The following is a 24114-nucleotide window of genomic DNA, read 5'->3' as shown; positions in this document are numbered from 1 at the left end:
TAGACCAATGATCGAGTACCCCTGAGGAGGCGGGACCGTGGCGGGACATGTGGAGGTGGACGGGCTGACCTACGTGCTGCCCGACGGGCGGCTACTCCTGCACGAGGTTTCGTTCCGCGTCGGTGACGGGGCCAAAGCCGGTCTCGTGGGGCCCAATGGCGCGGGCAAGACCACGCTGCTGCGCCTGATCGCCGGCGACCTCCAGCCGGAGGCCGGTCGCGTGGTCTCCTCGGGCGGCCTGGGGGTGATGCGGCAGTTCATCGGCAGCATCCGCGATGACCGCACCGTGCGCGACCTGCTGTTGTCCGTCGCGCCGGAGCGGATCCGCGCCGGGGCGGCAGCCCTGGCGCGGGCGGAGGAGGCGATGGCCGCGCACGACGACGAGGCGGTCCAACTCGCCTACGCACAGGCCACCGCGGACTACGCCGACCTCGGCGGCTACGACATGGAGGTCGTCTGGGACGTCTGCGTCACCGAGTCCATGGGCCTGACCTACGACGCGATCCGCGACCGCCCGGTGACCACCCTGTCGGGCGGAGAGCAGAAACGCCTGGTTCTGGAGGCGCTGCTACGGGGCCCCGACGAGGTCCTGCTGCTGGACGAGCCCGACAACTACCTCGACGTGGCCGGCAAGCAGTGGCTGGAGAGTCGGTTGCGGACCGCGTCCAAGACCGTGCTGCTGGTCTCCCACGACCGTCAGCTCCTGGCCAACGCCGCCGACCGGATCGTCACCGTGGAGGACCGCGGCGTCTGGACTCACGGTGGCGGCTTCGCCACGTACGCCAAGGCCCGCGAGGAGCGCGTCAACCGACTGGAGGAGCGGCGCCGCCGCTGGAACGAAGAGCACGCCAGGCTGCGGCAGATGGTCAACACCCTGCGGCAGACCGCGGCCAACAACGACGCACTGGCCTCGTCCTACCGGGCCGCCCGCACCCGGCTGGTCCGCTTCGAGGAGGCCGGCCCGCCGCAGCGCCCGCCCAGGCGGCAGAACGTGCGGATACGGCTGCGCGGCGGCCGTACCGGCAAACGCGCCGTCATCTGCGCGGACCTGGAGATCACCGGCCTGACTCGGCCGTTCGGCACAGAGATCTGGTACGGCGAGCGCGTCGGCGTGCTCGGCTCCAACGGCACGGGCAAGTCCCACTTCCTGCAGATACTGGAACAGGCCGCGGACGGCGCGGTGCCCACGATGAGCCACAGCGGTACGGTGCGGCTGGGCGCGCGGGTGGTGCCCGGCCGGTTCGTGCAGACCCACGCCCGTCCGGACCTGCACGACCGCACCCCGGTCGAGCTGGTCACGACTGGCCACCCCCTCACCCTGAACGAGTCGATGGCGGCGCTGGCCCGCTACGAGCTCGCTCCCGCCGCGAACCAGAGATTCGACACCCTCTCCGGCGGCCAGCAGGCCCGGCTGCAGATCCTGTTGCTGGAGCTGTCCGGCGCCACCCTGCTGCTGCTGGACGAGCCCACCGACAACCTCGACCTGGCGAGCGCGGAGGCCCTGCAACAGGGACTCAATAGTTTTTCCGGCACGGTGCTGGCGGTCACCCACGACCGGTGGTTCGCCGCAGACTTCGACCGGTTCCTCATATTCGGCGCCGACGGCACGATCCAGGAGAGCGACGAACCCGTCTGGCACGAGGGCCGCGGCGAGCGCGCTCCTGGAAGGCGAGCCTTTCAGCGATCAGACGAAAGGGAAGACGTCCACAGGATCATGTGATCGGCGTTGTAGGTCGTCGAACGGCCCAATGCCACCACCTCCGATCCCATCACCGTCACCGCCGCCAGCCACTGCATCCCCGCCCCCGCCAGCCGTCCCTTCGTCAGGTCCACCCGGTTCCACGTCAAACCATCCTCAGACAGCCAGACCGCGCTGTCCCCCTCCCCCGGTGTGCCGTGCCAGCCGACCGCCACCAGCCCCTGGTCGGCCGCCGCGAGGTCGTACACGGCCGCCGCCTGGTCGGCCGGCAGCCAGGCCGTACGCCAGGTCGTACCGTCGTCTTCCGAGACCGCGGCGAAGGCGCGGCGCGAGCCGGATGTCTGGGCTGTTCCGATGGCGATGAGCTTGTCCTGGTAGGCCACCACCTCCCGCAGTCCGGCCGAGCCGGCCTCCGGGGGCGAGACGCGGTCGCGGGACTTCCAGTTGACGCCGTCCTCCGAGAACCAGACCACGGCGCTCTCCCGGTCGCCGCTGCCCGAGCCGCCTATGGCGACATATCCGGATTGTGTGGCGGCCACGTCGTACACGCGCACACCGGAGCCCCCCTGCGGCAGCTTCTTCGATCGGGTGAACTTGCGCAGGTCTGGCGTGAACCAGAGCGCGGCGTTCGGAATGCCCGCCGCGTTCCGGTCCTCGCCGGCGAGCACATAGCCCGACTCGCCGGCGGCCACGACGTGGAGGGCCAGGTACGGATGGTCCTGGGTACGGGCCAGGTCACCGGAGGCCGTCACCTTCTTCCAGGTGCGGCCGTCCTCGGAGGACACCAGGAGCGGGTCGGTGACCGATGTGTCCGTCTGGGTGCTGCCGACGGCCAGCCAGCCGCGGCGGCCGTGGGCGACGTCGTCGAGGGTCTGCTGGTTCGTCCCGCCGAGGCTCATGGAGGTCCAGGACTGCCAGTTCAGGCTGGTCCAGATGCCGGCGTCGCCGGAGGCCGAGCCGACAGCGACGTACCGGCCGTCGAAACCGGCCAGGCGGTTGGTCTGGCGGGCGATCCGTGACAGGCCGTCGACGCCGGCCAGCCGTACGCGCGTCGCGTCGCCGCGCGGGGGCGCGGTCATGAGGACGAGCTGGTTCTCGACGTCCGCCGTGGCCTGGTCGCCGCCCGCGAACAGGGTGCCCGAGTCGGAGATCGTGAAGCCGCGCAGCGTGGCGCCCGGCAGGTTGCCGAGGTCGGTCCGCTTGGCCCAGCCGCGCCCGTCGGCGCTGGTCAGGATGGAGTACTTGCCGAGGTCCGCCTGACTGACCGCGGCGATCCCCGACGGGTAGCTGATCAGCGATTCGATGCCGGGACTCGTACCGCTCAGGCCACGGATCGAGCCGCACTGCGCCCACTGCGCGCCGGTCGGTGAGCAGTAGACGCGCACGTCGCCGGTGATCGTCCGCTGCCTGGTCGGGACGAGGACGAACTGCTTGGGCAGTACGGCCAGCGACGACCCGGTCCGCGCCTCGGGCAACTGGAATCCGGTGGCCTGGTACGTGGCGCCGCCGTCGCTCGACCGGACGACCCTTGAGCCCTCGCCCGGGGCGGATTCGGCGATGGCCACGACGGTGTTCCCCTTGGCCACGACCGCCTTGAGCTCGCGTACGTCCAGCCCGCCCATGTTCACGCGCTCCCATGCGCGCCCGTCCGGCGACTGCCAGGCCGCGGGTCCCGTCGCGCCGCCGGTGAGCGTCGTACGGCCGACCGCCACGAACCCCGACGACGTCCTGGCGATACCGGAGATCAGGTCACCGTTCCTGAACGCGGACAGACCGCTCTGCTCCACGGCCGCCCAGGTGAACCCGTCGGTGCTGGTCCACAGGCCGCGCTCGGCGCCCACCCCGTCGCCGCCGCTGGCCAGCCAGCGCCCGTCGCCGCCCACGACCCGCTGGACCGTCGCCGTGGTCGACCCGTTGACCTGGCCGAGCTGCCACGTCTTCCCGCTGTCCGGCGAGAACAGGAACAGCGGCCGCGGCGTCGGGCTGGTCGTGTCGCTGCCGACGGCCACCACGGCACGGCCCACGGAGGTCATGTCGTTGAGCTTCTGATCGGAGCCGTCACCGGCCGACGGCACCGTGAACAGCTCGTCGCCCGAGCGTTCCGTGCCCTCCGACAGCGCCAGGCCGGGCTTGTCGGAGGAGCGCCACTGCCACACGAGCACGCCGCCCGCCACGAGCAGCACCAGCGCCAGGATTATGGCCGTCGGCGCGGCCAGGCTGCGCCTCCGTACCGGACTCGACCGGCGGACCGCCGACGGAGCGGGGCCGCGGTGGTGCCTGCCGCTGGAGCCGCCGGGACGCGACGGGCCGGACGCGACGAGGCGGTCCGGTCTGGTGGGGCGGCCGGCGGGCGGGCGTCCGACGCGCCGCACCTCGGGCTCGTCGAGGTCCTCGGGGTCGTCTTCCTCCGAGTCTTCCGGCGTGCTGTACTGGGGCTCGTGCTGAGGTCGGTCCTCGTCCTGCGGCTGGTCCTCTGTCTCGAACCAGGAACGGGGTGTTACGTCAGCGGGCTCATCCTCGGTCCGGGGCTCGGGCTCGGTCCGAGGTGGGCCGCCGGCCACGAGCTTGTCGGGGTGGTTCACGACCCGGCGGCGGCGCGGCTCCGTCTCGGGTTCCGCGGTCGGGGAGCTGTACGGCCGGCGCCCCTTCGGCGGGTCCGGAGGCTCGTCCCCAGGGACAGGGGAGGAGAACGGCGGCATACCCCACGGTGAGGCCGCGGGCAGGCCACGAGCCCGATCATCGCTGGGGCCCGGCGGAGAGTGCTGGATCCGGGGCTCGTTGGCGGCATGGGGGTCGGCGGCTCTCTCGGGCCGCGGGTCGTCATCACCCGGCGGTCGCCGTGGCGGGTCGCTGGGGCCGGAGGCCACGCGTCGCACCTCCTAGTACGTACTGATCGAACTGAGCGAACGACCCGGTAGAGAGGTATGCCAGATCGTTCCAGGGCAGCCTGTCCACGTTTATGCGCTTATTTCGTTTTCTAATGTCACTGCGGCGTGGAATATCGCACATGAGTGCTAGTTACCCTGTCTCGCCGAGATGATCACCTCCGGAATCCTCGCCCACCCACTGGATCCAGAGCAACACGACTGAGCCCGAATGGCGAGACCTCTCTAGCGAGATTCCTGGCACCAGCTAGCTATTTATCCCGAAAGATCGCTAACTGACCGTTTTTTAGCCAGGTACAGTACCCCCACCGCGTACGCGCCCAACTGCACCACGGTCCCCACCAACGCCTGCCAGGGCACGTCCCCCTGCTGCAGCGCCTTCTCCAGATGCCCGGCGGCCGCGCTGACCCCGAACGCCAGCATGTTGTTCGCCACGTGCAGGGCGATCGGGGCCTCCAGCCCTCCGGTCCGTACCGCCAGCCACGCCATGAGGGCACCGAAGCTGAAGACGTCGATGAGCCCGATCCACGAGTACCCGTGCAGGGACGCGAACAGCGCCGAACCCAGCACGATCCCCCATATCGGGCTCCGCAGATGGGCTCCGAACGCCTGCATGACCCAGCCGCGGAAGATGTACTCCTCGGTGGCGGCCTGGAAGGGCACGAGCAGCACGATCACGATCAGCGAGGGAAGGAACGCGCTCCACCCGGCCCAGCCGAACAGGTCCGTAACCGGTTCCCTGGTCACCGTCATCATGGCGACCTGGGCGACCTGCCCCAGCGCCAGGGCTATGACCGCCACTCCCAGGCAGCGCAGCAGCCACCCCCACCGCAACCGCCCGGCGACCGAGGAGAGCGACCCGGGCCGCCGCCGCTGGACGAGCGCGACCGTACCGAACACCGCCGGGAGCACGGCCGCGATCGAGAGCAGCAGCACCACCAGCGAGAACACCGGATCGCCGAACAGTTCCTCAGGCGTCAGCGACGCGGGGATGCCGAGGATCGTCGCCAGCACCACGCCGACGCCAATGACCATCGCACCGATGACGAAGAACGCGACGCCCACCAGGATCGTCCCGACGATCTCCCGCCAGGCACCTCGGTCACCCACTCGGGCCAGGTAGTCGTACCGCGCGCCCCTGGGCATCGGCCGGAACCACGGCTCTCGCACGGGCATGGGCGGCGGCTGGTAAGGGTAGGCCGGCCGGCCCGGCGGCTGCGTCCCGTACGGAAGCTGGGGTCCAGGATTTTCCTGCATCTCTACATTCTGTCTGGGAGATGAGCATTAGTTCACAGACGATCCGTTAGTTTGAGCGGATGCTCGGTGGAGTAAGCATTTCGACCCTGGGAGCAGTTCATGTCAAGGCTGGGACCTGTCATCACCCTGACAGCGGGCGCCGCGCTCGCCGTCGGGCTGGGTGTCGCCAGCATCACCGCGACACCGGCGGCGAACACAACGGTTGCCGCCACCTCCAACGAACCCCCCGCGACCGAGACCGCCGCCGCGGCTGAACCTTCGGCGGAACCCGCCGCCACCGCCGCCACCGTTACCCCCGAACCCACCGAAACCGCCGAAGCCGCCCCAAAGACCATCGACAAAGCGGACTACGGAGGCTACGTACGCGGCAACGGAGGCTTGATCGCCATCTCCACCCGCGACGGCAAGACCATCGGCTACTTCTGTGACGGCAAGTCCGAGGCCTGGTTCAAGGGCAACGAGAAAGACGGAAAGATCACCCTGAAGGGCTTCGGCGCCGCGGCCGTCGGCGGCACACTCGGCGGCGGCAAGGCCACCGGCTGGCTGAAGATCGGCGGCAAGAAGTGGACCTTCGCCGCGAACACCGTCGTCAAACCCTCCGGCCTCTACCGGGCGACCGCCCAGGTAAGGGGCGCCAAGCTACGAGCCGGCTGGATCGTACTGAAGCGCCCGCAAGGCGGCTTCACGCAGGTCGGCGCCGCGTTCGCGGACGAGAAGCAGCTGCAGATCCCGCAGCTGAACGCCTACCAGCCGACCAAGCCGGTGCCGCTCGACGACGAGACCACCCTCTACCCGAAGGACGTCGACGGCTTCATTCAGGAGATGCAATGAGCGTCACCTCGCACCGGCCGACCGGCTTCCACCCCCTGTCAGTCCCGCTGCTGATCGGCGGAATGGTGGCGATCGCCCTCGGCGTCTTCGGGCGCGTCCACGCCCCCACCGGCTTCGCGGTCGGCCCCGCCGGTTTCTCCGCCGCGCTGCCGATGAAGGCGTGGCTGACGACGGGCGCGTTCGTGCTCGCCGCCGTCCAGGTCATCTCCGCCCTGTCGATGTGGGGCAAGCTCGGGATCTCCATTCCGCCGGCCGTACATCGCTGGTCGGGCCGGCTGGCCTTCCTGCTCACCATCCCCGTCGCCTTCCACTGCCTGTACGCCCTGGGGCTGCAGTACGACGTGCCCAGGGTGCTCGCGCACTCGCTGCTCGGCTGCTTCTTCTACGGGCTGTTCACGGCCAAGATGCTGGTGCTGCCGAAGCGGGGCACGCCAGGCTGGACGCTGCCCGTGATCGGCGGGCTCGCGTTCACGGCGCTGGTCGGGCTCTGGCTGACCTCGTCGTTCTGGTTCTTCACCACGATCGGTTTCAAAGTCTGACGGCCTAAAGGCCACGACGCCATGACCGGTGGACGGCCGGACGGCTTGAAAGCCGTACGGCTGGACGGCTCTAGCTCTCCGGGCTGAACGTCTTCGTACGGCTCAGCCCGGCAGCCCGCCCCTTGGCCACCACGACGAGCGCCATCTTGCGCGAGGCCTCGTCGATCATCTCGTCCCCCAGCATGACCGCGCCGCGCTTCTCCACGGTCGTGTAGTAGTCGTACGCCTCCAGGATGAGCTCGGCGTGGTCGTAGTCCTCCTGCGTCGGCGAGAACACCTCGTTGGCCGCCTCCACCTGCGACGGATGGAGCACCCACTTCCCGTCGAACCCGAGCGCCGCGGCCCGCCTGGCCACCCGCTTGAACCCCTCGACGTCCCTGATCTGCAGGTACGGGCCGTCGACCACCTGCAGATCGTGCATCCGCGCGGCCATCAGCAGGCGCATCAGGATGTAGTGGTACGCATCGCCCTCGGTATAACCCGGCGGCTGCTCCCCCACGACCATCGTGCGCATGTTCACCGACGCCATGAAGTCGGCCGGCCCGAACACCAGCGCCTCCAGCCGCCTGGACGCCCCCGCGATGGCGTCCACGTTGACCAGCCCGCGCGCGTTCTCGATCTGCGCCTCGATCCCGATCCGCCCGACCCCCAGCCCCATCGTCTTCTCGATCTGGGTGAGTAGCGTGTCGAGCCAGACGACCTCGGTCGAGTCCTGCACCTTGGGCAGGATCAGGCAGTCGAGATTGTCCCCCGCACCCTCCACCACCTCGATCACGTCACGGTAGGTCCACTGCGTCGACAGATCATTCACGCGTACGACCCGCGTCTTCCCCGTCCAGTCCCCCTCCCGCAACGCGGTCACGACGTTCTTGCGAGCCTCATCCTTGACCAGGGGCGCGACAGAATCCTCCAGATCGAGGAACACCTCATCAACCGGCAAGGTCTGGGCCTTCTCCAGAAACCTCGGGTTACTACCGGGGACGGCGAGAACAGATCGACGTGAACGCATGCGCACACGCTAGCCCCCTCGCCTCCGCCCTTTCGCACCCCCCAACCCACCACGCCCCCACCCGTTACCCACTTACCGGCTTGACCATCTGATGCCCGCCCCTCCACAAAGGACTTCGCGGGTGGGCGCTTCGCGCTTCGGGGGCAGGCGTTGCTTCCAGTCGGGCCAAGGCCCGACCCCTGAAGGCCCTCGCTCCGCTCGGACTCCCTATTGGCGCGGGCTCCGCCCGCGCACCCTCCCCCCTCGGCCATCTGCTTCGAAAGGCGGCATGCGAATGCGGCAGATGGATGAGCACGAAGCCGTGGAGCAATGAAGTCGTGAAGGACTTCTGTTGCAGCATGGCCAAAGGACGATGGCACTCCGTCACCAAGAGGATCTCCCGTTACGGCCGACGGGAAATCAACACACTCTGAGAGGGAGGCGCCTAGACTGCGGGCATGACTGCTGAGCCGCTGCATGAGATCGGGGATGACCCTGCGGAGATCTTGCGCCTCCTGCCGGAGAGGTGGCACGAGCAGTTCCTCAGCGACTATCACACTGCCGTGGACGCGGCCCACGAGGTGTGGCGCTTCAAGCAGCTTCAAGAGCTCCTGCATGTCTGGCGGCTGCATGCGATCGCGGTCTCCAACCCTGATTTCGACCACGCCGAACGGGCAGTGCGTGAGGGACGGACCGACGAGTTCGTTTCGATGGACATGGCGTTCCCGGGCTGGGCCGACCGTCGTTGAACTATCGCGTGGAGCTCCACGTGGCAGCACTGGCCCAGATGAAGGGGTTGCCGAGCAAGGCGTTCGACGCACTCCTCGCCAGAACGGTGGATCTGGTCGAGAAGCCGTGGGATGCCCGCATGCTGTACGCGGATCAGCCTGAGTATCGACAGACGACCTTCGGTGACTTCGGCATCATGTACTTCAAGGTCGACGAGGCCGCCGAGTTGATCTGGATCTTCAACGTGACCTGGACAGGCTGACTGCCCCAGCCACCCGTTACCCACTTACCGGCTTGACCGTCTGCTGCCCGCCCCGCCACAACGGACTTCCCATGGAGCGCTTCGCGCACCGGACTCAGACGCTTGTCCCAGTCGGGCCAAAGCCTCGACCCCTGCAGCCCTCGCTCCGCTCGGACGCCCTCCTCAAGCGGGCCCCGCCCGCGCCCTACCGGCGACGGCCCGGATAGGAGGGGTCGAGTTCGGTGGCCCGTGCGCAAGTGCGGGTGAACAGCTGGGATGAGGCAGATGTGGCGTGCGGTCGGCACCACCATGATCTCAAGCGTCTGCGGCGAATGGATCGGAATCGTCACGCGGATCACGTTCGGCGACGATCATCCGCCGCACCTCACGCAACGTCGCACCCGCGACGTAATAGCGCCCCCTGTTGGATCCCTGAGGTTCCAGAAGGCCGATGGATGCAAGATGGCTGAGATCGCGGCTGGCAGTAGCAAGAGAGATCTCCTCATCGCCCCCGCGCTTGAGCCACGCCCGGTAAGTGGCATTGCGTACTCGTTGCCCGAGGGCCGCGTCGAACAGCACAGTGAGTGCGCGCTCGGGCAACGCCTCCGCTTTGGTGAGTCTTTCCAGTTCGACCCACAACCTGGCCGATTCGCGCACGCGCACGAGCACGGTGCGCGCTTGCCGCAGGTGTGCGGCGAGCGCGAACCTCAGCCATGGCCGAGCGTCACCATCAGGCCTGTAACGACCTTGTCCAACCTCGCCCAGCACCTTGTAGTAGGCGGGAGTGTTACGACCAAGATATTCCTCGATGTTCATGAAGATCGGACTGAGTACACCTTCACGCGCAATGATCAGCGATTGGAGGCAGCGCGCCATCCGGCCGTTGCCATCCCGAAACGGGTGGATCATCACCAGGTTCAGGTGCGCCATGGCGGCACGCACAAGCGGGGGTTCCTCGCGGTCCGTAGGCGCGCAGCCGTTCTCCGCTTCGAGTCGCGCCGTGAACTCGTCCATGAGCGTGGGCACCTCGTCGACAGGTGGCCCTTCGTACACGATCGCCCCACTGGCGTCGTCGCGGACGTAGATATCTCCTGCGCGCCAGCTCCCGCGCCGGTTGTCAAGATTGTACGAAGTCATCATGAAGTGCAGGACTTTGATCAGTTGAGGGCTGTAGGCAAAGTCCTTCTCCCGAGCGACCTGCAGGACATACGTCATCGCCTCGCTGTAGCCCCTGATCGCTTCTCTCGTCTCACCTGCCGCGTCGATCGGCTCGGCCCCGTCAGCGATGGCCGCCGCGTCGTCGAGTTTGGCGTCGTAGCCCTCGATCGAATTAGAACCCTGCACGGCCCGAGCGAAGCTCTGACGGCGCAGCGAGCCAACCCAGCGGCGCGGCTCATGAAGCTGGGTGCGGAGGCGCCCCCTGAGGGCATCGATCTCGGCCAGGACGCTCAGCTCCTGGTCATCGAGCTGTGGAGTGGCGTAGAGCATGCTTCATTATCCAATACAATCCAACATCATGAGCGATATTATTCAACATCATGAGCGATTGAATTCTACAACGCCTCACGTCGAGCCGTCGGCGGCAGCACCCTTGGCCCGTCGCACCCACCCGCATGCACCGCGCTGAGGAGGCTAGAGCCCTCAGCGTGGGTAAGCCCGTTTGATGCGGGTCGCCAGCCAGCGAGGCCGCCCGCCTGCATGCGGCAACTCAGAGATCTTCCCGCAGCCCAACAGCCGCGACCGGCCGAACAATCTGAAGCCCCGCCTCACCGACAACGCCGCTACTCAGCGGAAACCTGCCTCCGCGGAGTGCTGCGGGAGGTCAGGCACGGCAAACTAGAGTTTCCTCATTGCAGCCGATGTCAGTCGGGGATTCTGCGCCGGTAAGCCGGAAGTCTGCGCATTCACGATTGGGTTGTGGTGCCGAGCGTCCACAACGATGACATGGGCAAGGCTCTCAGCCTCTCACCGAACGACAAGCTCTGTTCGCCGGTATACAGGACGAATCCCGCCCGAAACCGTGCTCCAAGCCGGTCGGCCAGGTGGCGCAGTCCTCGGAAGTCATCCCCGCGCACGGTTTCCGCGGCTTTGACCTCCAAGCCGATCACTTCGCCGGAAGCATGCTCCAGAACCATGTCCACCTCGATCTGGTCGCGGTCCCGGTAGTGGAACAGCTGGACGGATTCATTGGCCCAGGTGAGCTGACGGGCTACCTCACCGATCGCGAAATTCTCAAGGAGCGGGCCGATGGGCGCCGTGACATCCCTGGCGCGCTCAGTCGACATGCCGATGAGCCGACCGCCGAGCCCGCTGTCTGTGACGATCAGTTTGGGGGTGGAGATGGCGCGGGTGGTGAGATTCGACGACCAGGCCGGTATGCGCTTGATGACGAAGATCAATTCCAGGAGATCCAGATAGCGCGAGAGCGTCACCCTGGGCAGCCCTACGTCGCCGGCGATCGACTGGACCACGGCCAACCCGCCCATCCGAGCCCCGATGACGCTGAGCAGCCTGCGCATCTCCGCTGGACGTTCGATGTCGGAGATCTGGCGCACATCGCGGGTGACCAGGTCGGTGATGTAGGAATCGAAGAACCGGTTGCGCCTGCGTCCAGGATCCCGCCGGACCGCCTCCGGGTAGCCGCCGCGCAGTGCCCGATCCACGTAGTCAGGCTTGCGGAGCGGGGAGGGGTTCATGGCGACATCGGCGCCATGAGTGAAGACATGGTCCACGAATCCGTCCGGAGCGCTGTCGATCTCTCCTTGGGACAGCGGCCACAACTCGATGGTCTCCGTCCTCCCGGGCAGAGCGTCCGGGAGATCACGAAGGCCCAGTAGGCGCGCGGAACCGATGAGAAGAAAACGGCCCGCACGTGGATGCCGATCAACCTCGTGCTTGATCGGCAGGAGTAGCTGCGGGGTGCGCTGGATCTCATCGATCATCAGAAGTCCGTCGTGCTGGACGAAGGCGACGGGATCCTCCTCGGCTGCGGCCAGGATCGCTGGATCGTCCAGGTAGAGCTGGCGGGCATTGTCCGCCTGCGCGGCGATCAAGCTCGCCAGCGTGCTCTTGCCCACTTGCCGAGCGCCGTTCACGACGACGACTCGCGTGTCCGACAGCGCTTCGAGCGCCATTGCCTCGGCGCGTCGCGGGAACAGAGACGGATCCATCACAGGCTGAACGCTACCGCAGTTAAATGCGGCTATGTGGGCGTTCTGCCGCTAGGTGCGTGGGCGTTCTGCCGGAGGGTCCGTGGGCGGTCTGCCGCCACATACGTGGGCGGTCTGCCGGAGGGTCCGTTAGCTCCTAGCGAGGTGGCGGCTCGCGCCACCGGCATCCCCCGGTCAGCCGGGAGACGGAAGCTTCCTTCGAGACCATCGCGAGGCACGAACATAAACCAGATGCTCCGCCGACCCCAGAGCCGCCACAATCTCCGCATGACGATCACCCGCCTCAACCCCGACGGACTGCACACGACTCCCGGTTACAGCCACGTCACCGTTGTCGAGGCCGGGCGGACGGCGTACCTGGCCGGACAGTGTCCGCTGGATGCGACCGGCGCCCTGGTCGGCGACGGAGATCTGGGCGCCCAGGTGGACCAGGTCATCGCCAACGCCCTGACCGCGCTCGCGGCCGTGAACGCCCGCCCGGAGCAGGTGGTCCGCTCGGTCATCTACGTGGTTATCCAGGACAACACCGCGCTAGGGGGAGTATGGCAGCGCCTGCTCGACTCGCCCCTCGCCGCCGCCTTCACCAGCGCGAGCACGCTGCTGGGGGTTGCCCGGCTCGGCTTCGCCGGCCAACTCGTCGAACTCGACCTGACTGCCGCTCTCGGCGCGTAAGGCCGTCTGGACAAGGACGCCAAGGCGCTGGTGCGGCTTCGGATGGGTCACGCCTTGATCGGTGCCGCCGAAGCGCGCACAGCCCCGGTACAGTCGAGGCGTGAGCGACATGTCCGCGGCCATCGAAGAGGGCGCGAAGAAGTCAGGTGTCCTCTGGCTCACCCTCGACCGCCCGCGCCTGGCCTGGCATGCCTGGCACGAGGGTGCCATCTACCTCGTCACGGGCGGCGGTGAGCAGCAGTTGCCGGGCATCGAGGGGCTCGACACCGTTCAGGTCATCCTGCGCAGCAAGGACAACGGCGCCAGGCTGGCCGACTTCGAGGCTGAGGTCCGGGTGGTGGACCAGGCGGCGGAGCCTGAGGCCGTCGCCGCGCTGGCCAAGGAGCGGCTCAACGCACCCGACAGCGAGCACCTGACCGACCGCTGGGCGCGCGAGTCGACCGTACTGAAGCTCACCCGCCGCTGAGCCCACATCGCAGCCCACCCGCCGCCAAGCCCGCACGGCACCAAAGCTCACCCGCCGCTGACACACCTGAGCTCACCACGCGCTGACCCCAAAGCTCACCCCACGCCGACCGGCTGCTCGAGGTCGTCCGGGCTGGGCTTCGTGCTCGGTTCCGGTCGTTGTTCGGTGGCGGTCTGGGCGAGGAGGGCGCCGGTGAGGACGATCAGGCCGCCCACGATCTGGAACACGCCCAGCGTCTCCCCCACCAGCGCCCACGCCACCACCGCGCCGCCGATGACCTCCAGTGAGGCCACCGTGGCGCCCACCGCCGCCGTCAGTCGCCGGACCGCGTTCACGCCCAGGATGTACGCGACGACCGTGGCGATCAGGACCATCCACAGGTACGCCCCGAGCACCGGCAGCGTGTGCGCGCCCGCCGAGGGAGTGACGGTACGGGTGAAGGCGTCCCACGGGATGTTCCACGGGCGGGCGAAGGGCACCAGGATCACGGCCGACCCGATCAGGCCCCAGCCGATCAGGCCGAGGGGGTCGACGTCGTCGCCGAAGCTGTCGCTCATCAGGAAGTAGCCCGCGCAGCAGGCTCCGGCGAGCAGGCCGAGGAGCAGGCCCAGGGCGTCGAGGCGCAGGCCCTGCCAGGCCTCCACGACGATCGCGAGGCCGGCGACGGCTGTTACGGCGCCGACGAAGGCCGCGCGGGCCAGCCGTACCCGGCGGACGAAACGTACCCAGAGCACCACCATCACCGGTGCCATGAACTCCAGCAGCAACGCGATCCCCACCGGCAACCGCGTGATGGCCACGAAGTACAGTGACTGAACCGCGGCCACCGCCACGATCGCGTACATGGCGAAGAACGGCAGCCGCGACCGCGGGATCCGCAGGGCGCGCGGCTTGACCAGGGCCAATACGACCACCATGAGCACGCCGGCGCCCGCCATGCGCGTCCAGACCGCCTCGATCGGGGCCAGTCCGGCGGCGATCAGGTACTTGGCCATCGGGCCCGAGAACGCGAAACAGCACGAGGACACGAAAGCCAGCGCGAGCCCTGGGTACTTCACGATCAACCTCAACTTCGTAATCACCGTAATGTACTTTTGATACTGACACGTCAGGCGTCCGGAGCGCAATGGAGGGGCACTGTTAGCCTGCTGACGTGAAGATCTTCGTGGCCCGCCTGGCGGGGACCCCGGTCTTCGACCCCGCGGGCGATCAGATCGGCCGCATCAGAGACGTCGTGGTCGGGCCGCATGACGGCAATCCGCCGAGCGTGCATGGCATGGTGGTCGAGATCCAGCCGCGGCGCCGGGTCTTCCTGCCCATCACCAGGGTGCGCGGCATCGAAGCGGGCGCGGTGGTCTTCACGGGCCGGCTGAACATGCGCAGGTTCGAGCAGCGTGACACCGAGACGCTGGTCATCGCGCAGATGCTCGACCTCACTGTTCAGCTCGACGGCGAGCCGGTCACCGTCTACGACGTGGCGATGGAGGAGACCAGGCCGTCGTTCTGGCAGATCACCAAGGTGGCCGTCTACCGGGGCCGGCGGCGGCGCGAGACGAGGATCGTCGGCTGGAGCGAGGTGTCGGGGTTCGGTGTCCTGCAGAAGGACCAGGGAGCCGCCGGACTGATCGCCGCCTTCGAGTCGATGCGGGCCGCCGACCTGGCCAGTGCCCTGCACGACCTGCCGGACAAACGCCGGATCCAGATCGCCCGCGCCCTCGACGACGACCGGCTCGCCGACACCCTTCAGGAGTTGCCGCCCAACGACCAGATCGCCATCCTGCGGTCACTGGAGGTGGAGCGGGCGGCCGACGTACTGGAGGCGATGGACCCCGACGACGCCGCCGACCTGCTGCACGACCTGCCCAGCGAGCAGGCCACTCAGCTGCTCGCACTGATGGAGCCTCAGGAGGCGGCGCCCGTGCGGCGGCTGCTCACCTACGCCGACGACACCGCGGGCGGCATGATGACCAGCGAGCCGGTGATCCTGCCGCCCACCGCCTCGGTCGCCGAGGCGCTGGCCCACATGCGGCAGAAGGATCTGACGCCCGCCGTCGCGGCGCAGGTCTATGTGACCAGGCCGCCCACCGAGACGCCGACGGGCGCCTACCTGGGGATGGCCCACTTCCAGCGGCTGCTGCGCGAACCGCCCTCCACGCTGCTCGGCTCGGCCATCGACCCTTCGGTCGACCCGATCAGGCCGGAGCTGACCGTGCACGAGGTCGCCTCCTACCTGGCGAACTACAACCTGCTGGCGGCGCCGGTCGTGGACGAGCTGGGCAGGCTCGTCGGCGCGGTGACGGTCGACGACGTACTCGACCACATGCTTCCCAAGGACTGGCGCGAGAGGGCACACCGTGACGACTGAACGCCTCGACCAGCCACGCGCGCTGCGCCGCTCACTGCGCCCGCACTACGACCCCGAGGCGTTCGGCCGCCTGTCGGAGCAGATCGCCCGCTTCCTCGGTACGGCCAGGTTCCTCGTCTACATGACGGCGTTCGTCGCGGTCTGGGTGACCTGGAACGTCCTGGCCCCCGACAGCCTGCGGTTCGACCCCTATCCGTTCATCTTCCTCACGCTCATCCTGTCCCTGCAGGCGTCGTACGCCGCGCCGCTGATCCTGCTGGCCCAGAACCGGCAGGACGACAGGGACCGCGTCCAGTACGAGCAGGACCGGGCGGCGGCCGACCGCAACCAGGCCGATGTCGAATATCTGACCCGCGAGATCGCCGGGCTCCGGCTGGCGATCAGCGAAGTGGCCACCCGGGACTATCTCCGCTCGGAGCTGCAGCGACTGGCGGAGGAGCTCAACTCAAGATCCGGCAATGAACGCGGCGGCGGTTAAAGAGCGGCGGTGATGGGCAGTTTGGCGAGCATCTCGCGGACCAGGCGGATCTCGCCGGGCCCCAGCAGGTCGAGGAACTCGGATCTGATTCCGCGCAGGTAAGTGGGGGTGGCCTCGGTCAGCCGGGCCGCGCCGCGATCCGTCAGCACCGCGAACAGCCCCCGCGCGTCGCTGGCGCACGCCTCGCGCGCCACCAGGCCGTCACGCTGGAGCCGGTCGATGAGCCTGGTCAGGCCGCTTCGGGAGAGCAGCACCCGGCCGGCCAGATCGTTCATCCGCAGGCGCCGGTCCGGCGCCTCGGCCAGTTGCGTCAGCACGTCGTAGGAGGCCAGCGGCAGGCCGTGGGCCAAGAGCAGCTCGGCCTCCAGGTGGCGGGTGATGTGCACCTGAGCTCGCTGCAGCATCCGCCAGACCGCCAGCTCCTCGGCGCTGAGGCCGATGGGGCCGGTGGTGCCGGTGGTGCGGCCGGTGGCGAGGCCCTCGTCGCGCAGAAGAGTCACGGAGTAACCTTAGAACGTTGCACGGACAACCTAAACAGTGCGGATTATCCGCACGGGGTCCCTGGTTCATACGATGGAGGGGCATCCTCACCGGCGTGCAGCGCCAGGTCACACATAGACGACTAAGGAGGGACGGCACTCCCTCGTGCCGAGACTTAGATGGCACCAACACAGGAACAGGTGACGGCCGCTCTCGCCACCGTCATCGACCCCGAGATCCGTCGCCCGATCACCGAACTCGGTATGGTCAAGAGCATCGACATCGGTGCCGACGGTGTCGTTCGCGTGGGTGTCTACCTCACCGTGGCCGGATGTCCGATGAAGGACACGATCCGCCGCGACGTCGCCACTTCGGTGACCAAACTCGAGGGTGTCACGGGCGTCGAGATCGAGCTCGACGTGATGAGCACCGAGCAGCGCAAGAAGCTCCAGACCACGTTGCGCGGCGATCGGGGCCCCGAGAAGGAGATCCCCTTCAACCAGCCGGGCTCGCTGACCCGCGTCTTCGCGGTGGCCAGTGGCAAGGGCGGGGTCGGCAAGTCGTCCGTCACCGTCAACCTGGCCGCCTCCATGGCCGCCAGTGGGCTCAAGGTCGGCATCGTCGACGCCGACATCTACGGCCACAGCGTGCCGCGCATGCTCGGCGCCTCGGAGCGTCCCACCAAGGTCGAAGACATGATCATGCCGCCGGTGGCGCATGACATCAAGGTCATCTCGGTGGGCATGTTCAAGCCGGAGGGCAACAGCGCGGTGGTCTGGCGCGGGCCGATGCTCGACCGCGCGCTCCACCAGTTCCTCGCCGACGTCTACTGGGGCGACCTCGACGTCCTGCTGCTCGACCTGCCGCCGGGCACCGGTGACATCGCCATCTCGGTGGCGCAGCGGCTGCCGTCGGCCGAGCTTCTCGTCGTCACCACCCCGCAGATGGCCGCCGCCGAGGTGGCCGAGCGGGCGGGCTCGATCGCCGCGCAGACGCACCAGCAGATCGCCGGCGTCATCGAGAACATGGCCTGGCTGCCGTGCCCGCACTGCGACGAGCGCATCTCGGTCTTCGGCGAGGGTGGCGGCCAGACGGTGGCCGACGCGCTGACCCGGACGCTGGGGACCCGGGTGCCCCTCCTGGGCCAGGTGCCCATCGACCTGCGCCTCCGCGAGGGCGGGGACGAGGGCAAGCCGCTGGTCCTGACCGATCCCGACTCTCCGGCCGCGGCCGAGCTCCGCACGATCGCCGCCGGGCTGAGCAAGCGTTCCAGCAGCCTGAAGGGCCTCCAGCTGGGCCTGTCCCCCAACCGCTGACATCCGGTTCGACGTCCATAGGGGGTCCGCTCCTCAGAGCGGGCCCCCTATAAGCATTTCGTGGCGGCCCCAACCGTTCACCCCCTGTCGGACGTCTTGTCTATATGACGGATTCCGAGGCGTTCGAGGCCTTCGTCGCCGCCTGGCACCCGCGACTGCTGCGTGCCGCCATCCTCATCAGCGGTGACAGGCATCTGGCCGAGGACGTACTCCAGGATGCCCTGATCAAACTGGCGCGCCGCTGGTCGAAGGTGCATACCGACCCGGTCAATTACGTGCGTACCACCCTGTACAGGGACGTGGCGTCCACGTGGCGGCGGCGACGGGAGTTCGCCTACGGAGAGCCGCCCGAGCAGGCGGATCACGACACCTCGGAAGCGTCGGACCTGAAGGTGGTGTTCGCCCGCGCGCTGGCCAGGCTGCCCGTGAAGCAGCGGGCGGTGCTGGTGCTGCGGTTCTACGAGGACCTGCCGGTCGGGGAGGTCGCCGCGATCCTCCGGGTCTCCTCCGGGACGGTCAAGAGCCAGACGCACGCGGCCCTGAAGCGGTTGCGCGAGGTCGCTCCCGAGCTGGAAGAGGTGTTGATATGACCGACCAGGGGCTGCGGGAGCTCTTCAATGATCTCGCCGAGACTCTGCCTGAGGGGTCGTCCCGCGCGGGCGAGCTGTGGCGGCAGGGCACGCGGAGCCGTACTCGCCGCCGGTGGACGGCGGCCGCGACGGTCACTGTGCTCGTCGTGGTGGGGATCGTCGTGTCCCCGGAACCGGTCGAACGCGGCATCACCGTGTATCCCAGCGTGCCGCCCACACCCACGATCCCGCCGACTCCCCCCATGGACACCGCTCCGCCGCCCAGCGGTGAGGCGGGGCTGCCCACGCTGGCGACCGGGATCCCGGAGAGGTGGGCCGACATCCCCGTAGTGACCACCGTTTCCGGGCCCGTCCTGGCACTGGCCGAGTTCGGCGACGGGCGGATCTACATCATGAAATCCGGCGGCCGAATCCCTCTTGGTATGGAGCTGGGCTCGACCGGCAACGGCGGGACGCCGCTGAAGCCCAACTCGCTCGCCCCCGACGGGACGATGGCCGCCTTCCCGCTGAAGCACGAGGTGGTGGTCGTCGACCTCGTGATCGGCCAGGCCAGGCGTTACCCGGTGCCGGGGTTCAACGAGATGGTGCTCTGGCGCGGCGAGCAACTCCTCGTCGAGCAGGAGGAGGCGAGCTACCTGCTCGACCTGGCCACGGGGAAGGTGCGGCGGCAGCCGTACAAAGGATTCACGGGTGTCGCGGGCTACCGCGACCTCAGGATCGTCTCGCCCGCCAAAGGCGGCTGGACGGTCATCCAGGAGGGCGGGTCGGAGGTGGCGCTGAACGTCCGGGACATCACCGACAAGGGCAGCATGCCCGTGGGCGTCCTGGGCAACCACGGATGGCAGCGCGGCGGCCTCGTCGCCAGGTCCGCGTTCGCCGGCCACGACCGGGCGAAGCAAGCCGACGTGGTCGTCGTGGCCGACATCGCCACGGGACGGGTGGTCAGGACGCTGCTCCTGCCCTGGGGTGATTCTTCCGGCAGGAGGTGCGGTAAGGGCGGGTGCCCCGTGCGCGGCTGGATCGGCCAGGACACGGTGATCGTCGAGAGCGGGGACAGGCTGCTCGGCTGGAACATCAACACCGGCGCCCTGTCACGCGTCGCCGACCTGCCGAAGGATGTGACCGCCTATTCGCTGCGCAGCGGGTGAGCCGTCAGATAAATAGCACATGTCTTACCAGGGGATTTGTTGTGGCTGGAATTCCCCTGCAGCCAGATCGGAAAAGTCATCAATTTGCGCATTACTATCACTGAATGCACACAGGCAATCACATACCTTCCTTAACTCCCATAATGTGATTAAACTCACGTTGATGACGACGCATCCAGTCCGTTACCTCACACCGATGGAAGACAGCTCCCGGTGGGACGCGTTCGAATTCCGGCCCGGCGATATTGTCATTAATTCGCCGGCCAAATGCGGCACCACCTGGACCCAGACGATCTGCGCGCTCCTGATTTTTCAGACGCCGCAGCTACCCGCTCCACTGTCGAGTCTCTCACCGTGGATCGACATGCTCGTACGTCCGAAACAGGAGGTTTGGGACAACCTCGCCGCGCAGCAACACCGCCGTTTCATCAAAACCCACATTCCGCTCGACGGCATCCCGGTCGACCCGCAGGTCACCTACATCACGGTGGGACGGGACCCGCGCGATGTCGCCATCTCCCTGCGCAGCCACGGCAAGAATCTCAAGCGTGACGTGATTCGTCGATTGATCCATCAGGCCGCCCACCCCGGAAACGCGGCGACTGACGTTCAGATCGACGATCATGACGAGAGGGACTTCCTCGACGAACGGGAGTACTTATTACGCTGGGTGGACAACGACGACTCGCCGTACGACAATCTCGACTCGCTGCGTGCGCTGATCTGGACGCAGAGCCGCGCATGGGTTCGCCGCGCGGAGCCGAATGTCATTCTGCTGCACTACGCCGACCTCTCCAAGGATCTCGCCGGCCAGATGCGACGGCTCGCCGAACGGCTCGGCATCGAGATCGACGAAAGCAAGTGGCCGGAACTGGTCGAGGCCGCCACGTTCCAGCAGATGCGCAATCGCGCGGATGAACTCGCACCCGACGAGCAGCTGGGCTACATCCGTGATCACAAACGCTTTTTCCGCAGTGGTAAGTCGGGCCAGTGGCAGGAGTTCCTCACCGATGAGGATCGAGCGCACTACGACCGTCGGATAGCCGAGCTCGCGGAGCCAGACTTCCGCGAATGGCTCCATCACGGGGCCAGGTGACGGTATGACTGCCGGGTTTCGATGAAGCATCAGGAAATTCCGGAACTGTCGCCCGAAGCGGCCGGGCTCGTGACGGTCGAGCGCGTCCCCTCGTTGGACGACGTGGCCGGGTGCGCGTGGGATGACGTCGCCGACCCGCGGGACATGTTCCAGAGTCGTGCGTGGCTGACGGCTCTTGCGCGGTCCGGTGACGGGCCCATCATGTATCTGATCGCCCGACAATCCGGGCACCCGCGAGTCGCCGGTGCCCTTCCCCTCTATGACTCGCTCCCCAGCCGTGGTGACTACCTGTACTGGCCGGAGCTCCACTTCCAGGACCTGCTGCACGCCGCGGGTTCACTCGATGGTCGGCTAGGGTTGCTGGCCGGTTCCTGCGCGGGATTCAGTACGCGGCTCATCGTGGACCGCACCCTGCCGACTTCGACCAGGACGATGGTCCTGCAAGCGCTTCGGGATGCCGCCCGCGCCGTCGCGGTCGAGCGCGGGCTCCCGTACACCTTCTTCTTGTTCCTCGACTCCTCCGCGTGGAGAGACCTCGCTCCGGTCGTCGGCGACGGAGACCATCACCGATTGGCGAGCGTCGCACAGACTGAGCTGGAGCTCCCCGGCGGGGACTTCGAGGATTACCTGGCGACGCTGCCACGGAACACCCGCACCAGCGTCCGCAGGGAGGTCGGGCTCTTCGCCAAGGACTGTGCGGCCGAGACCGTACCTCTCCGTGAAGCCATCACGACCATCGCGCCGATGATCGTTAACGTGCGGGCCAAGTACGGGATGGCGTACAGCGTGGAGGCGGTGACGCGACGCCTCTCGGTGTACTCGGCCGCGCTGGGAGACGCCGCGTCGATGGCCGTGCTGTGCCGGGTGCGGGGTCGTCTCGTCGGTGCTGGAGTCATGTGCCGCTGGCATGACCGGCTGTACGTGACGGACTTCGGGCGCCTCGATGACGAGGCGCCGGACCCGTTCGTGTACTTCAACGCGGCCGTCTACGAACCCATCAAGTACGCCTGTTCGGTGGGGCTGTCGAGAGTCGTCACCGGCGCCGGGGCAGAGCTGGGCAAGGCCCGGCGTGGCTCGGTCGTGCTCCCGCTGGTGCATCTGGCGTGGGCGGCGGCCGGAGGCGGCCCCGACGGCCAGATCGACACCATGCCGGCGGAGAACCGCAGGCAGCACTGGCGCGAACTACGCAACGCTCACCCCAGGTACTTTCACTCGGCGTGGGATGAGCTGTTGTGAACGCAACATCGATCCGACGGGCTGGACGTCATGCCCGCGAGGGAGGTCAGCGTGAGCCGAGTGGACGAGCCGGCCGGCCCCGTCCGTGACACGACCAGAACAACGACCAGCACCACATCCAACACCGCGACCAACACCGCCACCAGCGCTGTCCCGCCGGGGCTTCTCGGACGGGTGCCTCGTGACCTGAGCAGGGTCGCCCTGGTTCACGAGGATCGTGGCATCACCTTCGGCGACGTCGCCGCACTCAGCGAGGACATCAGCGGCGTCGTACGGGGTCACCATCTGAAGCGCCGCGTGGTGGGCGTGCCGGCGGACCGGAGCCCGGAGTTCGTCGCGCGGATCGTGGGGCTCTGGAGCGCGGGAGCCGTCCCGGCGATCCTGGGGGACTGGGGTGCCGCGCGGGTGCGCGGAGCATTGACGGCCACTGGCGCCGTGGCGACCTTCGGCCAGTCGTCCGCCCCGGCCGGCTTGGAACTGCTGGATGACGGTGGCCCGTCACCCGTGCGCCTCGATGAGGTCGATGGAGGCGATGGGCTCACCGGGCTCCGCAGACGCCGTGGGTTCGACGAAGAGGACGAAGAGGGCGTGGGAGGAGTCAGTCATATCCTCTTCACCTCCGGCACGACGGGCAGGCCCAAGGGGATCGTCGTCGGACGAGCGGCCTTCGAGGCCGCCAGTGTGGCGTTCTTCAAGGAACTGCCCATGGACGAATCCGATCGGATCGCCTTTCTCAGCAGACCCGGCCACGATCCGAGCCTGCGGGAGCTGATCGCGCCCTGGCTCACCGGTGCGACGTTGTTCATTCCCGACAGTCGCACGGCCGCGGATCCCCGGCTGCTGGCGGCCTGGCTCTCGAAGCATTCCATCACCGTGCTCCAGGGCTCGCCGGTCCTCCTCCAGCTCATGGCGGGCTCGTCGCGGCTTCCCGTCGACAGCCTGCGGCTGGTCTGCTCGGTGGGGGCCCGGCTCACGGCCGCGGCGCTGCGGTCGACCGCACGGTTCGCCCCACAGGCCACCATCGCCAACTGCTACGGCGCGTCGGAGACGCCGCAGGTCGTGTGCGTGCACCAGGTGCCGCCCGGAAAGGGGGTGGCGAGCGAGGACCCGGTTCCCATCGGGCGCGCGCTCGACCAGGCCGTGGTCAAGATCGTGCCCACCGACGCGTCCGACGGTGAGAGTCCGGAAGGCCGGCTGCACGTGGAAGCCGCCGCCTGCGCGCTCGGCTACACGGACGGGACCCCACTGCTGACCACCGGCCCTGACGGCCGCTGGTACGACACCGGCGACATCGTCCGTCGGCTACCGGACAGCTCGATGTGCTTCCTACGGCGGGCGGACCGGCAGGTCCAGGTCAACGGCACGCGGGTGGAGCTGGACGAGATCGAGGGCGCGGCCGCCCTGGTCGCCGGTGTCGCCGAAGTGGTGGCGACGTTCGTCGAAGACGGCAACGGGGTCGGATCCGTACGCCTGACCGTCGTACAGAGCTCCACGACGGCGATCGACAACGACGAGCTTCGTGCGGCACTCCACGACCACCTGGACCCCGCGGTCGTGCCGTCGAGCATCGAGGTGCGCGACTCATCGCCGGACGAACCGGCGGTCGTGGACGCCGCGCGGGCTGAGGACCGGGCGGCGACGCTGTGGGAAGTGCTGCACGAGAGCGCGCGGTCGGCTCTCGGCCAAGGCCGGAGCGACGGCCGGATCGACCCTGACGACGGCTTCTTCGAGGCCGGCTTCACCTCGATGTCCCTCATGCGGTTCGTGTCGGAGGTCTCCGTACAGCTCGGAACGGAGATCTCTCCCCTGCTGGTCTTTCGCTATCCCACCCTGAATGCCTTTGCCAATTACCTGCGGGAGAACCTGGACGACGTGTCCTGACCCCGCGACGGCTCGCTCCCCGTACGGAGCGGCAGCAAGCGAATCGG

At 68.0% G+C, this 24114-nt stretch carries 22 protein-coding genes; 15 read left to right on the top strand and 7 right to left on the bottom strand.

The genetic code is table 11. The features are described from left to right. The first annotated feature begins 37 nt into the window (after positions 1–37). Positions 38–1720 (top strand): ABC-F family ATP-binding cassette domain-containing protein, encoded by a 1683-nt coding sequence (locus ACQP2T_RS08975; RefSeq protein ID WP_433515709.1) that lies wholly within the window; start codon positions 38–40, stop codon positions 1718–1720. Here the strand turns inward: ACQP2T_RS08975 and ACQP2T_RS08970 are convergent. Together ACQP2T_RS08970 and ACQP2T_RS08965 are read right to left on the bottom strand one after the other, a co-directional pair. Next, positions 1678–4566, bottom strand: a complete 2889-nt coding sequence (locus ACQP2T_RS08970; RefSeq protein ID WP_433515708.1) for a hypothetical protein — start codon at positions 4564–4566, stop codon at positions 1678–1680. The two genes, ACQP2T_RS08975 and ACQP2T_RS08970, sit on opposite strands and share 43 nt — an antisense overlap. Before the next feature lie 273 nt (positions 4567–4839). Then, positions 4840–5841, bottom strand: a complete 1002-nt coding sequence (locus ACQP2T_RS08965; protein ID WP_433515707.1) for a lysostaphin resistance A-like protein — start codon at positions 5839–5841, stop codon at positions 4840–4842. Positions 5842–5940: 99 nt separating this feature from the next. Between ACQP2T_RS08965 and ACQP2T_RS08960 the strand changes: the two genes are divergently transcribed. Both ACQP2T_RS08960 and ACQP2T_RS08955 read left to right on the top strand, forming a co-directional pair. Then, positions 5941–6672, top strand: a complete 732-nt coding sequence (locus tag ACQP2T_RS08960) for a hypothetical protein (protein WP_433515706.1) — start codon at positions 5941–5943, stop codon at positions 6670–6672. Continuing rightward, positions 6669–7211 carry a DUF6529 family protein gene (locus ACQP2T_RS08955; RefSeq protein ID WP_433515705.1) on the top strand — a complete coding sequence of 181 codons (543 nt, stop codon included), beginning with the start codon at positions 6669–6671 and terminating at the stop codon, positions 7209–7211. Before ACQP2T_RS08960 ends, ACQP2T_RS08955 begins: the two co-directional genes overlap by 4 nt. A 70-nt stretch (positions 7212–7281) precedes the next feature. Here ACQP2T_RS08955 and ACQP2T_RS08950 read toward each other — a convergent pair whose 3' ends face one another. Further along, positions 7282–8220, bottom strand: a complete 939-nt coding sequence (locus tag ACQP2T_RS08950; RefSeq protein WP_357944315.1) for an HpcH/HpaI aldolase/citrate lyase family protein — start codon at positions 8218–8220, stop codon at positions 7282–7284. A 437-nt stretch (positions 8221–8657) separates the two neighbouring features. Here ACQP2T_RS08950 and ACQP2T_RS08945 point away from each other — a divergent pair, with 437 nt between their 5' ends. Both ACQP2T_RS08945 and ACQP2T_RS08940 read left to right on the top strand, forming a co-directional pair. Continuing rightward, positions 8658–8948 carry a DUF6247 family protein gene (locus tag ACQP2T_RS08945; RefSeq protein ID WP_433515704.1) on the top strand — a complete coding sequence of 97 codons (291 nt, stop codon included), beginning with the start codon at positions 8658–8660 and terminating at the stop codon, positions 8946–8948. A 20-nt stretch (positions 8949–8968) separates the two neighbouring features. Further along, positions 8969–9190, top strand: coding sequence for a hypothetical protein (locus ACQP2T_RS08940; RefSeq protein ID WP_433515703.1), 222 nt, complete (start codon positions 8969–8971; stop codon positions 9188–9190). Positions 9191–9484: 294 nt separating this feature from the next. On the opposite strand, the gene ACQP2T_RS08935 is transcribed toward ACQP2T_RS08940, so the two are convergent. Further along, positions 9485–10657 carry a Fic family protein gene (locus tag ACQP2T_RS08935; RefSeq protein ID WP_433515702.1) on the bottom strand — a complete coding sequence of 391 codons (1173 nt, stop codon included), beginning with the start codon at positions 10655–10657 and terminating at the stop codon, positions 9485–9487. 416 nt (positions 10658–11073) lie between these two features. Then, entirely contained in the window at positions 11074–12339 is a 1266-nt protein-coding gene (locus tag ACQP2T_RS08930) for an ATP-binding protein (protein ID WP_433515701.1), read from the bottom strand. A 267-nt stretch (positions 12340–12606) separates the two neighbouring features. Here ACQP2T_RS08930 and ACQP2T_RS08925 point away from each other — a divergent pair, with 267 nt between their 5' ends. Both ACQP2T_RS08925 and ACQP2T_RS08920 read left to right on the top strand, forming a co-directional pair. Next, positions 12607–13011: a RidA family protein gene (locus ACQP2T_RS08925; protein WP_433515700.1), complete on the top strand. Its 405-nt coding sequence runs from the start codon at positions 12607–12609 to the stop codon at positions 13009–13011. Between the two features lie 109 nt (positions 13012–13120). Next, a complete protein-coding gene (locus ACQP2T_RS08920) occupies positions 13121–13477 on the top strand; it encodes a hypothetical protein (protein WP_433519740.1) in 357 nt (118 codons plus the stop codon). A 95-nt stretch (positions 13478–13572) separates the two neighbouring features. On the opposite strand, the gene ACQP2T_RS08915 is transcribed toward ACQP2T_RS08920, so the two are convergent. Then, the gene (locus tag ACQP2T_RS08915; RefSeq protein WP_433515699.1) at positions 13573–14535 is read right to left on the bottom strand and encodes an EamA family transporter; all 963 of its coding nucleotides are present in this window, start codon (positions 14533–14535) and stop codon (positions 13573–13575) included. A 95-nt stretch (positions 14536–14630) separates the two neighbouring features. On the opposite strand from ACQP2T_RS08915, the gene ACQP2T_RS08910 reads away from it, so the two are divergent. Both ACQP2T_RS08910 and ACQP2T_RS08905 read left to right on the top strand, forming a co-directional pair. Next, positions 14631–15842, top strand: coding sequence for a magnesium transporter MgtE N-terminal domain-containing protein (locus ACQP2T_RS08910; RefSeq protein ID WP_433515698.1), 1212 nt, complete (start codon positions 14631–14633; stop codon positions 15840–15842). Continuing rightward, positions 15832–16320, top strand: a complete 489-nt coding sequence (locus ACQP2T_RS08905) for a DUF1003 domain-containing protein (RefSeq protein ID WP_433515697.1) — start codon at positions 15832–15834, stop codon at positions 16318–16320. The genes ACQP2T_RS08910 and ACQP2T_RS08905 overlap by 11 nt, the downstream gene beginning before the upstream one ends. On the opposite strand, the gene ACQP2T_RS08900 is transcribed toward ACQP2T_RS08905, so the two are convergent. Then, positions 16317–16820: a MarR family winged helix-turn-helix transcriptional regulator gene (locus tag ACQP2T_RS08900; RefSeq protein WP_433515696.1), complete on the bottom strand. Its 504-nt coding sequence runs from the start codon at positions 16818–16820 to the stop codon at positions 16317–16319. The genes ACQP2T_RS08905 and ACQP2T_RS08900 overlap by 4 nt on opposite strands. 159 nt (positions 16821–16979) lie before the next feature. Here ACQP2T_RS08900 and ACQP2T_RS08895 point away from each other — a divergent pair, with 159 nt between their 5' ends. From ACQP2T_RS08895 to ACQP2T_RS08870, 6 genes are all read left to right on the top strand, one after another. Further along, positions 16980–18116, top strand: coding sequence for an Mrp/NBP35 family ATP-binding protein (locus tag ACQP2T_RS08895; protein ID WP_433515695.1), 1137 nt, complete (start codon positions 16980–16982; stop codon positions 18114–18116). 104 nt (positions 18117–18220) lie between these two features. Then, entirely contained in the window at positions 18221–18706 is a 486-nt protein-coding gene (locus tag ACQP2T_RS08890) for a SigE family RNA polymerase sigma factor (RefSeq protein WP_357944289.1), read from the top strand. Next, entirely contained in the window at positions 18703–19854 is a 1152-nt protein-coding gene (locus ACQP2T_RS08885) for a hypothetical protein (RefSeq protein WP_433515694.1), read from the top strand. The genes ACQP2T_RS08890 and ACQP2T_RS08885 overlap by 4 nt, the downstream gene beginning before the upstream one ends. A 163-nt stretch (positions 19855–20017) precedes the next feature. After that, positions 20018–20950 (top strand): sulfotransferase domain-containing protein, encoded by a 933-nt coding sequence (locus ACQP2T_RS08880; protein WP_433515693.1) that lies wholly within the window; start codon positions 20018–20020, stop codon positions 20948–20950. Between the two features lie 21 nt (positions 20951–20971). Next, positions 20972–22186 carry a peptidogalycan biosysnthesis protein gene (locus ACQP2T_RS08875; RefSeq protein WP_433515692.1) on the top strand — a complete coding sequence of 405 codons (1215 nt, stop codon included), beginning with the start codon at positions 20972–20974 and terminating at the stop codon, positions 22184–22186. 51 nt (positions 22187–22237) lie between these two features. Beyond that, entirely contained in the window at positions 22238–24067 is a 1830-nt protein-coding gene (locus tag ACQP2T_RS08870) for a non-ribosomal peptide synthetase (protein ID WP_433515691.1), read from the top strand. Positions 24068–24114: the final 47 nt, after the last annotated feature.

Source organism: Nonomuraea sp. CA-143628, from assembly GCF_050942315.1.
GTDB lineage: Bacteria > Actinomycetota > Actinomycetes > Streptosporangiales > Streptosporangiaceae > Nonomuraea.
The sequence above is the reverse complement of the archived record's forward strand: the minus strand, read 5'-3'. Positions and strand labels throughout refer to the sequence as shown.

Bases quoted from the DNA above. Each gene is read 5' to 3' on its own strand.
- ACQP2T_RS08945 (WP_433515704.1), top strand. From the start codon at position 8,658: ATGACTGCTGAGCCGCTGCATGAGATCGGGGATGACCCTGCGGAGATC.
- ACQP2T_RS08895 (WP_433515695.1), top strand. From the start codon at position 16,980: ATGGCACCAACACAGGAACAGGTGACGGCCGCTCTCGCCACCGTCATC.
- ACQP2T_RS08935 (WP_433515702.1), bottom strand. From the start codon at position 10,657: ATGCTCTACGCCACTCCACAGCTCGATGACCAGGAGCTGAGCGTCCTG.
- ACQP2T_RS08955 (WP_433515705.1), top strand. From the start codon at position 6,669: ATGAGCGTCACCTCGCACCGGCCGACCGGCTTCCACCCCCTGTCAGTC.
- ACQP2T_RS08965 (WP_433515707.1), bottom strand. From the start codon at position 5,841: ATGCAGGAAAATCCTGGACCCCAGCTTCCGTACGGGACGCAGCCGCCG.
- ACQP2T_RS08960 (WP_433515706.1), top strand. From the start codon at position 5,941: ATGTCAAGGCTGGGACCTGTCATCACCCTGACAGCGGGCGCCGCGCTC.
- ACQP2T_RS08930 (WP_433515701.1), bottom strand. From the start codon at position 12,339: ATGGATCCGTCTCTGTTCCCGCGACGCGCCGAGGCAATGGCGCTCGAA.
- ACQP2T_RS08920 (WP_433519740.1), top strand. From the start codon at position 13,121: ATGTCCGCGGCCATCGAAGAGGGCGCGAAGAAGTCAGGTGTCCTCTGG.
- ACQP2T_RS08925 (WP_433515700.1), top strand. From the start codon at position 12,607: ATGACGATCACCCGCCTCAACCCCGACGGACTGCACACGACTCCCGGT.
- ACQP2T_RS08875 (WP_433515692.1), top strand. From the start codon at position 20,972: ATGAAGCATCAGGAAATTCCGGAACTGTCGCCCGAAGCGGCCGGGCTC.
- ACQP2T_RS08890 (WP_357944289.1), top strand. From the start codon at position 18,221: ATGACGGATTCCGAGGCGTTCGAGGCCTTCGTCGCCGCCTGGCACCCG.
- ACQP2T_RS08880 (WP_433515693.1), top strand. From the start codon at position 20,018: ATGACGACGCATCCAGTCCGTTACCTCACACCGATGGAAGACAGCTCC.
- ACQP2T_RS08885 (WP_433515694.1), top strand. From the start codon at position 18,703: ATGACCGACCAGGGGCTGCGGGAGCTCTTCAATGATCTCGCCGAGACT.
- ACQP2T_RS08950 (WP_357944315.1), bottom strand. From the start codon at position 8,220: ATGCGTTCACGTCGATCTGTTCTCGCCGTCCCCGGTAGTAACCCGAGG.